10 protein-coding genes (1 of these 10 cut by a window edge) are annotated in these 12,819 nt (G+C 32.8%); 9 read left to right on the forward strand and 1 reads right to left on the reverse strand.

Annotation, left to right across the window (positions count from 1 at the left end; translation table 11 throughout):
* Nucleotides 1-38 precede the first annotated feature (38 nt).
* From NNH57_RS07965 to NNH57_RS07990, 6 genes are all read left to right on the forward strand, one after another.
* Nucleotides 39-710: a hypothetical protein gene (locus NNH57_RS07965; RefSeq protein ID WP_074409412.1), complete on the forward strand. Its 672-nt coding sequence runs from the start codon at nucleotides 39-41 to the stop codon at nucleotides 708-710.
* Between the two features lie 368 nt (nucleotides 711-1,078).
* Nucleotides 1,079-2,269 carry a serine hydrolase domain-containing protein gene (locus NNH57_RS07970; protein ID WP_074409414.1) on the forward strand — a complete coding sequence of 397 codons (1,191 nt, stop codon included), beginning with the start codon at nucleotides 1,079-1,081 and terminating at the stop codon, nucleotides 2,267-2,269.
* A gap of 231 nt (nucleotides 2,270-2,500) precedes the next feature.
* Nucleotides 2,501-4,879, forward strand: coding sequence for a TonB-dependent receptor (locus tag NNH57_RS07975; RefSeq protein WP_074409435.1), 2,379 nt, complete (start codon nucleotides 2,501-2,503; stop codon nucleotides 4,877-4,879).
* 118 nt (nucleotides 4,880-4,997) lie between these two features.
* Entirely contained in the window at nucleotides 4,998-5,813 is an 816-nt protein-coding gene (locus tag NNH57_RS07980) for a DUF4249 family protein (protein ID WP_074409415.1), read from the forward strand.
* 113 nt (nucleotides 5,814-5,926) lie between these two features.
* Nucleotides 5,927-6,739 carry an N-acetylmuramic acid 6-phosphate etherase gene (gene murQ, locus NNH57_RS07985; protein WP_074409416.1) on the forward strand — a complete coding sequence of 271 codons (813 nt, stop codon included), beginning with the start codon at nucleotides 5,927-5,929 and terminating at the stop codon, nucleotides 6,737-6,739.
* The gene (locus NNH57_RS07990; protein ID WP_025663953.1) at nucleotides 6,729-6,962 is read left to right on the forward strand and encodes a DUF6095 family protein; all 234 of its coding nucleotides are present in this window, start codon (nucleotides 6,729-6,731) and stop codon (nucleotides 6,960-6,962) included. Before murQ ends, NNH57_RS07990 begins: the two co-directional genes overlap by 11 nt.
* 22 nt (nucleotides 6,963-6,984) lie before the next feature.
* On the opposite strand, the gene NNH57_RS07995 is transcribed toward NNH57_RS07990, so the two are convergent.
* Complete coding sequence (locus NNH57_RS07995) at nucleotides 6,985-7,494, reverse strand: DinB family protein (protein WP_074409417.1); 510 nt, start codon at nucleotides 7,492-7,494, stop codon at nucleotides 6,985-6,987.
* Between the two features lie 298 nt (nucleotides 7,495-7,792).
* Here NNH57_RS07995 and NNH57_RS08000 point away from each other — a divergent pair, with 298 nt between their 5' ends.
* From NNH57_RS08000 to NNH57_RS08010, 3 genes are all read left to right on the forward strand, one after another.
* Nucleotides 7,793-8,611, forward strand: a complete 819-nt coding sequence (locus NNH57_RS08000; protein WP_074409418.1) for a hypothetical protein — start codon at nucleotides 7,793-7,795, stop codon at nucleotides 8,609-8,611.
* 168 nt (nucleotides 8,612-8,779) lie between these two features.
* Nucleotides 8,780-9,991, forward strand: coding sequence for a DNA polymerase Y family protein (locus tag NNH57_RS08005; RefSeq protein WP_408608277.1), 1,212 nt, complete (start codon nucleotides 8,780-8,782; stop codon nucleotides 9,989-9,991).
* A gap of 136 nt (nucleotides 9,992-10,127) precedes the next feature.
* On the forward strand, nucleotides 10,128-12,819 hold the 5' portion of the coding sequence (locus NNH57_RS08010; protein ID WP_108809311.1) for a DNA polymerase III subunit alpha. 269 nt of this gene lie beyond the right edge of the window; only the first 2,692 of its 2,961 coding nucleotides appear in the window; it begins with the start codon at nucleotides 10,128-10,130; its stop codon lies beyond the right edge, outside the window.

Genomic DNA, 12,819 nt, shown 5'->3' on the forward strand with positions numbered 1-12,819 from the left:
TAAATTTAACTTGTCAATGATATAACAAATCAAGTATAATGAGACACGTAAAAACTATATTACTTTTTGCTTTAACCAGCTATATTTATCCAAGTATAGCCCAAGAATCACAGAATTATATAGAATTCAATGACCGAAAAAATATTGTACATGGTGTTTATCTGGGAGTACATGCTGGTTATGGCGAAATTGAAGGCAAAGAAACCTATATTGCCGGACTTAAGATCGCCTATGTTGCTAATCAAAAATTTGAAGTTGGTTTTGTAACAAAAGGCCTCTTTTCTAATCAAAATATTCCAGGAATTTTCTCTCCAGAGATTGCAGATCTGGGAGCAGTTTATTCAGGTCTTCATTTAGAACCAATATTATTTAGTAAAGCCAAAATCAATCTTTCTTTTCCAGTATTAATAGGTGGTGGTGCAATGGGATACATTAATACTAACTGGAGTGATGAAGAAGAAGCTGAACGATACCAGGAAGATCAATGGGATGCAATATTTGTTGTAGAGCCAGGAGTAAATGTTTTGTATAATATTTCGCGATACGTTCAGTTAGAAATGGGAGTTAAGTACAGGTTCTCTAGTAAAGCAGAATTATCACCAGATGCAATTACCAGAATCAATGGCTTCTCGGCTGGATTCGGTGTAAAAATGGGAGTATTCAATCTTGGAAGAAATCGCTATAAAAAAAACATACCAAATCATGAATAAATTAAAAACAAACCGCAAAAAAAGCATAAACGTTGTATATGTCTTTTCAGAAAACGACAAGGTTTATGTTAAAAACAGTACATGTTCTGAATCATCTAATCAAACTTCAATAATCTATGAAGAGTGGTTTCCCATTAATTTTCAATGGAAATCATTAATGGATTTAAGAAAAAACATGAGACTTCAAAATGCAGACGAAAACTATTAATTAAAGAATACTTTCTTATATAGTTTATCTGTAACACTTACCCCTACAAAAAAATACAAAAGTATCTAATAATCAGATTTTTAATCAAATCCGACAGGCTATCTATTGCTTAATACTTTAAACATTTTAATTATCATTTTAAACCTAAAAAAATAAACAAATGAAAAAGGTAATCTCTTTACTCCTTCTTTTTGTAATTTTCTCTTGCGGAATAGATGATGATATTCTTCATACTCATATAGAATTGCAAAAATTATATGACGAATCAGAATTAGCAGGACTTTCTGTAGCAATAGTTGATAATAGAAAAGTGCGCTATCAGAATTCTTTTGGATATTCGGATATCAATAAAAATAGAAGATACACAAATCATACAATTCAAAATATCGGATCTATATCCAAAACTTTTATCGCACTAGCAGTAATGAAAGCTGTAGAACAAGGTAAATTGGATTTAGATACCAACATCAATACATATCTACCATTTGATGTAATACACCCATTTCATCCCGAAAAACCAATTACCGTTCGACATCTGGCAACTCATACTTCTGGGATTACAGATAGAGAAGTATATTATAAAAGTTATGTGTTTGAAAACTCCGCTCAGGTAGATGTATCTATTTATCCCGAAGATTATCAACCTATTGTAGAGTTAATTAAAACGAATGTAAAAATCGATGAATCTGTTTTTTTCAAAAATGTATTGTCTGCGTCAGGCCCATGGTATTCTCAGGGTAATTTTACAGAAAATGCTCCCGGAGAAAAATATGATTATAGCAATATTGCTGCAGCTCTAGCAGCTTTTGTTGTAGAAAATGCCACTGGTATCTCTTATGAAAACTATACTCATAAATACATCTTTGATCCATTACATATGGATGCCACAGGATGGAGCTTTAACGACGTAAATATGCAGAATCACGCTACACTATATTATGCAAAAGATTTTGAAGTTCCCAGATATTCTCTGGTTACTAAAGCAGATGGTGGACTAATAACCAGTACTTCGGATTTTAGTAAATACTTGATAGAAATGATGAGAGGCTATAAAGGGAAAGGAAAATTATTATCAGCAGCATCCTATGAAGAAATGTTTCGTCTTCAATCAAAATATAATGAAATCAAAGAAGCAATGGGTGGTATTTTTTGGGGCATCAATAGCAATAATACAATAGAACACACCGGTGGAGACCCAGGCATAATTACAGCATGTATGTTTGATCCCATAAAAAACAGAGGGTATTACCTAATGACAAACACAAGTGAAGAATTTAATATTAATATCGAAAGATCAATAGAAAAAATCTGGAATACTTTGATTAACGAAAATCCAGACCGTAAATATTAAATACATAATCTATCTCCTAATGCTATAGTAAGATTTCATAACGAAGTTCTGATATAGAATGAGGAGATAATATAACAAAATCAATTAAATTTTATAATTAGTATAATTCAAAACACAAGAAAAAAATTAGTACTAAAAACGATAATTAACAATAAATTAATTGTAGAACTCGTAACATATTTCTTCCTTTACGGTTTACATTATTAGTACTAATTGATAAAATACTTTCTTTTGAAAAAACACATATTATCTGGTCTCATATTAGTATTCTTATCATCGTTCTCAATTCAAAGTCAGGAAAAATTTACATTAAGCGGGATTATTTCAGAAAAATCCAGTAACGAAACCCTTATCGGAGTCAATGTTATATTTCCGGAAATAGCAAAAGGTATAGTTACCAATGAATATGGGTTTTATTCTATCACTTTACCTCAGGGAAAATACAAACTACAAGTTAGTTATTTAGGATTCACAGATCGTATACTCGAAATTGATCTTAATGAAGATAAAAAACTTAATGTTCAACTTACAGAATCTTCAGAAGTTCTCGATGAAGTAATCATTACAGAAAAAACAGAAAAATTAAGCATTAAAAACCCTCAGATGAGTATTAACAAACTCACGGCAGGAACTATTAAACAAATCCCTGTTGTTCTGGGAGAAGCAGATGTGATCAAATCAATTATCCTTTTACCAGGAGTAACTAGCGGTGGCGAAGGAGCCGCAGGATTTAATGTACGAGGAGGATCAACCGATCAAAATCTTATTTTATTAGACGAAGCTACTATTTTTAATTCTTCTCATCTTTTTGGTTTTTTCTCTGTCTTTAATCCAGATGCAATAAAAGATATCAAGCTATACAAAGGTGGTATCCCTGCTAGATATGGTGGTCGCGTATCATCGGTATTAGACATTTATCAAAAAGAAGGAAATAGCAAAAAATACAGAATTAATGGTGGTCTAGGGGCAGTAGCAAGTAGATTGCTGGCAGAAGGTCCTATTGTAAAAGATCGAGGTGCATTTTTGATAGGAGGCAGAGCTTCTTATGCTCACCTTTTTTTACCACTTTTTGATAATGACAATGTTGCATATTTCTATGACCTCAATACAAAACTAAATTATAAAATTAATGACAATAATAATTTATACCTATCTGGCTACTTTGGTCGAGATGTATTTGCTATAGATGGAGTTTTTAAAAACACATACGGTAACACGGTGCTCAACCTAAGGTGGAATCACCTGTTTTCAGACAAACTATTCTCTAATCTATCCATTATATATTCTGATTATTTCTACGGATTAGAACTCGATTTTGTAGGCTTCGAATGGGATTCTGGAATCAGAAATTTTAACCTGAAATATGACCTGAAACATTATATCAGTGATAATTTTCAGCTTAATTATGGCATTAACACTATCTATTTTAGATTTAATCCTGGTGAAATAAAACCCAATAGTGCAGATTCTGGAATTAACAGAGAAAAGCTTATCGATAAATATGCAAATGAATTTGGTGCCTATATCGATGCAGAACACAAAATCTCTAATAACCTAACCCTTCAATATGGACTTAGGCTAAGCAATTTTATTAGACTAGGGCAAAATGAGCTTAATATCTATGAAAATGACAACCCTCTTTTATTTAATGAAGAATTGCAGATTTATGAAGATGCAAAACCAATAGGTACAGAAAATTTTAGCAGAAGCGATCAAATAAAAACATTTACCAATTTAGAACCCAGAGTAGCTCTGGCATATGCTTTTAATGACAATACTTCAATAAAAGCTAGTTATAACAGAATGGCGCAATATCTTCATTTGTTATCAAATACCAGCTCCCCTACTCCTTTAGATGTATGGACTCCTAGTGGTAAATACATAAAACCACAATTACTCAATCAATATGCTCTAGGGTATTTTAAAAGTATTAATGATGATAAATACTCCCTAGAAACAGAAGTTTTTTATAAGGATATAAAAAATCGTATCGATTATATCGACGGTGCAGATCTAATTGCTAATAATGCTATCGAGCGAGATATTTTAAATGGAGAAGCCCGTGCTTATGGTTTAGAATTTTTATTACGAAAAAATGAAGGAAAGTTTAAAGGTTGGCTTGCCTACACTTTATCAAAATCAGAACAAAGAACCCCTGGTAGAACACCACAAGAACCAGGGATCAACAATAGCAAATGGTATAGTACTCCATATGATAAAACTCATGATATATCCTTTAACGGAAGTTATGAATTAAACAAAAAATGGAAATTTGGCGCTAATTTCATATTCCAAACAGGACAACCAACCAATTACCCTACAGGGCAGTTCGAATTTCAAGGGTTAGTAGTACCTGTGTTTGATGGACCACGAAATAGTGAACGATTACCAACATACCATAGAATAGATATATCAGCTACTTTAACACCAAGAAAAAACAAAACCAGAAAATGGCATGGAGAGTGGGTATTTAGTATCTATAATGTGTATAATCGTAAAAATGCAGCATCAATTACTTTTAGAAGAAATCAGGATTCCTTTGTAAATGAAGCTGTAAGAACCTCTATATTTGGGATTATACCAGCTGTAACCTATAATTTTAAATTCTAACACATGAACATAATTAAAGGTTTATATAGTAATCAAGAGATATACACTACACTAATAAAAACAGGGTTGATGTAAATTTTAGTTTTGATCGCTGAAAAGAAAATTAGAAACAGAAACAATGAAAAAATTAATCTATATACTGGTAATTCTAATAACATCGATTAGCTGTGAAGATGCAATTGATGTAGAAGTCCCTAACGGGAAACAAAGGTTGGTTATCGATGCTTCTTTTGAATATTATATGGACGAAAACCCAGTTGATATCGAAGGTGGGGTAAGGCTTACATTATCGGCTCCATTCTTCGACAAAGAAACTCCTACTGTAAGTAATGCTACCGTTTTTATCACAAACCTTTCTAATAATTCGATTATCAATTTTACCGAATCAACAGAGCCAGGATTTTATACTCCAGACTCAACTACATTTACTCCAGAATTCGATACGACATATCAACTTACTGTTATCTACAACAATGAAACTTTTATTGCCACTGCACAACTTATTCCCACAGTTCCTATTGATAATATAGTGCAAGGCGATAATACTTTATTTGATGATGAGACCGAAATTATTATTTCCTTTACAGATGACGGAACTCGTGATGATTTCTACCTTTTTGATTTTGATTTCAGTTTATTTCTGGCAAGCGAAGATCGTTTTTATCAAGGCGAAGCATTCAATTTCTCTTATTTCTACGAAGATATGGTAAATGGCCGTAATGTAACCATCAAGATATTAGGAATTGACGAACGTTATTACAACTATGCAAACCTGCTTATTGAACAAAGTGAACAAGAAGGAGGAAATCCATTTCAAACACCTCCTGCTCTACTAAGAGGCAATATTATTAACACAACCAATATTGATAATTTTGCCTTGGGATATTTTAATATTTCTGAAGCTAATCGATTTGATTTTACTATAAAAGAATAACACTATATTATTCAACTTATTCTGTTTTTTTTGATTTTGCTGAAAACAGTTTTTTTGCTTAAAAAAAAGAAAGATACTCCCGTCTTCAAATCAAAAATGAGTATTTTTGAAGCATGTCATTTACAAAAACTACAGAACAATCCTCAAAATATGATCATTTAGAGAAAATGAGCATTAATGAGTTGCTTTCCAACATAAACAAAGAAGATAAAACAGTTCCTGATGCTGTAGAAAAATCTATTCCACAGATTGAAGCTTTGATTGCTCAAATTGTACCAAAACTTAAAAATGGCGGTCGACTTTTTTATCTTGGAGCTGGGACAAGTGGCAGATTAGGAATTGTAGATGCCAGCGAATGCCCACCTACTTTTGGTGTTTCTCCCGATTTGGTTATTGGATTAATCGCTGGGGGTGATACCGCAATTCGTAAATCTGTAGAATATGCCGAAGATAGTACAGAACAAAGTTGGAAAGAGTTACAAGAATATCAGATTTCAGAAAAAGATGTCGTTATTGGTATCGCAGCTTCGGGTACTACTCCATATGTCATAAGTGCATTACAAAAATGTAATGAACATAATATTATTACAGGATGTATTACCTGTAATGAAGGTAGCCCTTTGGCCATCACTGCTCAATTCCCTATTGTTATTACCGTAGGTCCCGAATTTGTAACCGGAAGCTCTCGTATGAAAGCCGGTACTGCCCAAAAACTGGTTTTGAATATGATTTCTACAGCCACTATGATTCAATTAGGGCGAGTAAAAGGAAACAAAATGGTTGATATGCAGCTTAGTAATAACAAATTAGTAGATCGTGGAATACGTATGATCATGGAAGAATTATCAATCGATCATGCAAAGGCTTCTGCGATATTAGAACAGTACGGAAATGTACGTGATGCAATAAGCCATTATGGAACCTGAAAGAACAAATAAAGAACTATTAGGTAAAGGAGTGCAGCGAATGGCTATAGCCCTTATTTTTATGTTTATTAGCCCGGTTATTATTCACTCTGCTTTTAAAAATCAGGATCATCCGTTATATATTCCTATACTAATATTAGGAATAATTGGTGCAGGATTTGCGATATTTATGGCATTTAGAGGTTTAAGAACTATTATGGAATCAATATTTGGTAAAAAATAAAATAGTTTATAATCATTTTTAACTAAATCCCCTCTCTTTTACTAATCGGTGTTGTCGGGTTATAACCAAATCCTGGAATTTTTATTTCCACTCCTAACTGATTAAGGATATACCCGATAGTTGCATAATGATGTACCGCATGACTATTGGCATGAGCAAGAATACTCTCTAAGGTATAATTTACAGTCACTTTTCCCTGTCCCAAATTATCAGTAACATGAATTAGGTAATCCGTATTTGTATCAATATAAGAGAGTAATGTTTCCTGAAGTTGGTATATATAATGTATTGCAGACTCCTTATCTGTAGATAATATTTCATCTCGTTTACGAGCTGTTAGATCAATATTATTAGAGTCTAACCCACTAATTATACAGTCAAAAAAATCAAGAGTATGGCGTATATGTGAACCTATACTAGAGTAATATGGTCCAACAGAACTATTTTGATATGTAGTAGAATCTATAGCGTTAAGTAAATCTATAGCGCTACTAAGATTATAATTTATTGAAGAGATAACTAATTGTTTCATGAGCCGTTTAGACGTAAGATACATAATTAACTTACAAATTTTATAGATAAGCCTGTAAAATTAATTTTCAAAAAAGTTATATCGCAAATAATATTACATACAAATCATCGTTTAGATATTGATTTACAGTAACAATCACCCTGTTTTCTCACACACAGTAGGATATTTATCACCAAAAATAAGGTTTACCCGTAAAAACTAAGACAAAATGCGTATTTCGTCGATTAATGACTGTTTTTTTTGGATGTTACATATAAAATATTGTATTATTGCTATGTGATTTAAAAGCCCCCAAAGAATGAAAAAAATTGCACTTATACTGTTTTTGTTATGTTTTATCCCCAGAACTAACGCTCAAAATATATACGACGATGCCCTAACTGCTGCCAGTTATGCATACTCGCACAGTAAAAAAGCACATGGGGCAAATAACGTCTTTCACACCCAAGAATATGCCGATAAAGCTATAGAAGCTTTCCAAAAAGTAGAAGATCTGGCCAATAAATGTGGCTGTAAAGAAGCAAACGAAACTGCATATAAAGCTAGAGTCGATATGGAAAGTTCGTTAGAACAAGATACCTACGAACGCAGTAGATATTTTGCAAAACGCGCTAAAGAATTAGGATCTCAACTTCTAGAACAATTAACTTCTTGTCAGGCTAATGGTGATAACTATTCAGATGCAGATGTAGCCTCTACAGAGGGAGAAAACGAATTGGCAGAAGCTACTCAGGAAGTTGCTAGTAAACAAAAAGAATTAGAAGAAAAACGTCGTCAGTTAGAAATCGAACAACAAAAACTCGAGCAACAAATAGCTGAGCAAAATAAGATGAAAGCCGAATTTGAAGCTAAGCGTGCTGCCGAATTAAAAGCACAGTCATTGATAAAATCAAAAGCCGAAATGGCATTACAAAAATTAGAAAGTGCACTACAAGAATTAAGTGTAGTTCTAAATGAAGAGTCTAAATTCGTATCACAAGCTGACTATGTACGAAGTGAAAATGACCTAAAAAACGAATCACTCGACGATACAAAAACATTCTATGTAAATAGAGCAAAAGAACTTACCCAAACCGCTATGCAACAATTTGCCGGTTATAATATGGTAGAAAATTAATTAATGCTGAATTTTATTTTGTAGCCCCAAAATAAAATTTTTACAAACGACATCTCTCCTCTTGCGAGATGTCGTTTTTTTTTACCCTGCTGTGAATAAAAAAAATTGTTACAAAACAATAATTATGGAATAATTCCCTATTTTTGGAATTATTCCATAATTATTGTTTTGAGAACTATATTACATCTTGATCTAGACACATTCTATGTATCTGTAGAACGCATGATCAACAGCACTTTAAAAGAAAAACCACTCCTTGTTGGTGGAATTAGTGATCGTGGTGTTGTAGCTGCATGCAGCTATGAAACCAGATCCTATGGTATACATTCTGGTATGTCTATGAAAATTGCTAAAGAGCTGTGCCCCGAGGCCGTTGTTATAAAAGGTAATGCCGGAACATATAGCAAATACTCTGATATGGTCACAGAAATCATCAAAGAAAATGTACCTGTATTCGAAAAATCAAGTATTGATGAATTCTATGCAGATCTTTCTGGTATGGACAAATTCTTTGGCACTTATAAATATTCTTTAGAATTACGCCAAAAAATTATTTCCGAAACGGGGCTTCCTATATCTTTTGGGCTTTCTGGCAATAAAGTAGTATCTAAAGTAGCGACCAACGAAGCAAAACCAAATAACCAGTTAAAGATAGATTTTGGCACAGAAAAACCGTTTCTGGCCCCACTATCGGTTAAAAAAATTCCAATGGTAGGTGATAAAACATATCAAACTTTACGAAACCTAGGAGTTCGCTATATAAAAACGATTCAGGATATGCCTGTAGATGTCATGAAAGGAGTACTTGGGGCAAACGGTCTCACCATCTGGAAAAGAGCAAACGGGATAGACAATAGCCCCGTTATTGCATTTTCTGAACGCAAATCAATCTCTACAGAAAGAACATTCGACAGAGATACTATAGACATCTACAAACTTAGAAACCTCCTTATAGCAATGACAGAAAACCTCTCCTATCAATTGCGTAGAGGAAATAAGTTAACCGCCTGCATTGCTGTAAAAATCAGATACTCTGATTTTAATACATATACCAAACAACTTAAAATACCATATACCAGCGCAGATCATATTCTTATCCCTAAAATTCTGGAACTATTCGAAAAACTATATCAAAAACGATTATTAATTCGATTAATAGGAATACGATTTACCCATTTGGTTGGTGGCAACTACCAGATTAATTTATTTGATGATAGTGAGAAGCAGCTTAACTTATATCAGGCATTAGATAACATTAGAATTCGATATGGAGACCGAAGTGTAATAAGAGCTGCTGCTATAGAGTCAACAACTATAGGCAGAATGCAAAACCCATTTAATGGGCAACCCCCTATTGTATTAGCCCATAGAAAACAATAGTTTTTATACCTATCGATATCATAATAATGGCATCCGGGCGGGTTATTCACTATATCTTTTTCTGTTAATTCGTTCGAATTAACAGAAAAAGGATGTCGTTGCTACCCCTGATGCAAAAGTCAAAACATGAAACTAAATGTACCTTAATTGTCACTCATACTATAGTCTACGTTTCGGAACTTTTTCTGAAATCGATCTCTTAGAGTTGGCCAAAGAAAATAATATAAATTGCCTGGCTCTAACAGATATTAACAACACCTCTGCCTGCCTAAATTTTGTTAGAAAAGCAAAAGAGTATGAAATCAAACCTATTGTAGGAATAGATTTTAGAAACAATCATCAACCTTTATACACAGGATTGGCAAAAAATAATGAAGGGTATAAAGAACTAAATGATTTCTTATCATACTATTCGTATAAAAAAACCGATTTTCCCAAAATAGCTCCTCCTGTAAAAAACTCCTATATCATATATCCTTTTGAATATATATTATCTATAAATAAAACCAATTTTACAGATAATGAACTTATAGGTATAGCTATAAAAGACATTCCTAAATTTCGTCTTTCTAATTTGCAAAAATTGGAAGATAAATGTATAGCACTACAACCAATTACCTTCAGAAATAAAAAAGATTTTAATGCCCATCGATTGTTAAGGGCTATCGATAATAATATACTACTAAGTCGTTTACCCGATAACCAACAGGCTTGTTTTTCAGAACAAATGATCCCGGATCAGGAAATAAAAAATAAATTTTCAGAATTTGATTTCATTATCAAAAACACCCTTGCAATCCACGAAGAATGCTGCATTAATTTTGACTTTTCAAAAAACAACTCTTCGTTAAACCCAAAAACATACACCAGCAGTATACAAGAAGATAATAAATTACTTAAAAAACTCTGCCAGGAAGGTCTTGTCTATCGATATCCAAATCCTCCAAAAAAAGTACTCGATCGTCTAAAAAAAGAACTATCACTAATTACAAAAATGGAATTTGTTTCCTATTTTTTGATTAACTGGAGAATCATCTCTTATGCACAAAGCAAAGGATATTATTATGTAGGTCGTGGTAGTGGAGCAAATAGTATTGTAGCATACTTACTTCGTATCACAGATGTCGATCCCATAGAACTAGATCTCTATTTCGAACGGTTTATCAACACACACCGTACCAGCCCTCCTGATTTTGATATTGATTTCTCATGGAAAGACAGACAAGATATCACTCGATTTATTTTCCAGGAATTTGACAATGTAGCATTACTAGGAACCTACATTACTTTTCATTATAAAGGAGCAATAAGAGAATTAGGTAAAGTATTCGGTCTTCCAAAATTTGAAATCGACAAGTTAAGTGAAGGAGATTACAATTATAACTCTCTTGATCAAATTCATAAGTTGGTAGTCATTTATAGTAATCTTATACGAGGTATCCCTAATTATCTTAGCGTACATGCTAGCGGAATATTGATTAGTGAACACCCTTTACATTATTATTCTGCCACAGATCTTCCACCTAAAGGGTTTCCCACTGTACAATATGATATGATTATCGCAGAAGACCTGGGCTTATACAAATTTGATATTTTAGGGCAACGTGGGTTAGCAAAAATTAAAGACGCAATTACAATTATAGCATACAATCAACCTGCATTAGCAAATTTTGATATTCATGATATAAAGAGGTTTAAGAAAGATGAAAAAATAAATACTTTAATACGAGATGCAAAATGCCTGGCTTGCTTTTATGTAGAATCTCCTGCGATGCGTATGCTTCTAAGTAAACTAAAAACAGATAATTATTTAGGATTAGTAGCAGCAAGTTCAATTATACGTCCCGGAGTAGCTAAAAGCGGAATGATGCGGGAGTATATTTTACGGGAACATGACGTAGAAAGAAGAAAAAACTCACACCCGATTATGCTTGATTTAATGAGTGAAACCTATGGCATTATGGTATACCAGGAAGATGTGATTAAAGTAGCGCATTTTTTTGCAAAACTAACCTTGGATGAAGCAGATGTATTACGCCGGGGTATGAGTGGTAAATTTAGATCACGAAAAGAATTTAAAGAAGTTAAAAATAAATTTATAGAGAACTGCAAAAATGAAGGCTATGCTAAATCCTTAATTTTTGAAATATGGGATCAGATAGCAAGTTTTGCCGGATATGCTTTTCCAAAAGGACATTCTGCCTCTTATGCCGTAGAGAGTTACCAAAGTTTATTTCTCAAAGCTTATTTTCCATTAGAATATCTAGTAGCTACATTAAATAATGGAGGCGGTTTCTACCGCCCTGAAATATATCTTCATGAAGCCAAGATATTAGGAGCTACCATACTAACTCCTTGTATCAATACTAGTAACTACGAACACACCTTAAAAGACAAAAGTATATTTTTAGGGTTAATGATACTAAGAAATCTAGAACATAAGGTTTCAGAAAACATTTTGAAGAATCGTTCTCAAAGTGGTCCATATACTTCTTTAGATAATTTTATTGATAGAGTACAAATAAGTATAGAGCAGATTAGTATCCTCATTAAGATTAATGCATTTAGGTTTACTAATAAAAACAAACATGAACTATTATGGCAGGCTCATTTTAAAATAAACAATATTCCATCGAATAATCACAATCAATTTCTTTTATTCAATCAAAAACGAGTAGCTCATACACTTCCAGAATTAAAAGTATCAAAACTAGAAGCTATGTTCGAACAAATTGAAGCTTTCGGATTTCCACTTTGTGGTTACTTCAAAATATTAGTTACCACACCCGAAAATAGTAATAATGCAAATCAGCTATATGATTATCTAA

It is taken from the genome of Aquimarina spinulae (assembly GCF_943373825.1).
GTDB lineage: Bacteria > Bacteroidota > Bacteroidia > Flavobacteriales > Flavobacteriaceae > Aquimarina > Aquimarina spinulae.

What these genes read in the sequence shown, in the direction of transcription:
- NNH57_RS07965 (WP_074409412.1), top strand. Translation starts at nt 39, where the DNA reads ATGAGACACGTAAAAACTATATTACTTTTTGCTTTAACCAGCTATATT.
- NNH57_RS07970 (WP_074409414.1), top strand. Translation starts at nt 1,079, where the DNA reads ATGAAAAAGGTAATCTCTTTACTCCTTCTTTTTGTAATTTTCTCTTGC.
- NNH57_RS07980 (WP_074409415.1), top strand. Translation starts at nt 4,998, where the DNA reads ATGAAAAAATTAATCTATATACTGGTAATTCTAATAACATCGATTAGC.
- murQ (WP_074409416.1), top strand. Translation starts at nt 5,927, where the DNA reads ATGTCATTTACAAAAACTACAGAACAATCCTCAAAATATGATCATTTA.
- NNH57_RS07990 (WP_025663953.1), top strand. Translation starts at nt 6,729, where the DNA reads ATGGAACCTGAAAGAACAAATAAAGAACTATTAGGTAAAGGAGTGCAG.
- NNH57_RS07995 (WP_074409417.1), bottom strand. Translation starts at nt 7,494, where the DNA reads ATGAAACAATTAGTTATCTCTTCAATAAATTATAATCTTAGTAGCGCT.
- NNH57_RS08000 (WP_074409418.1), top strand. Translation starts at nt 7,793, where the DNA reads ATGAAAAAAATTGCACTTATACTGTTTTTGTTATGTTTTATCCCCAGA.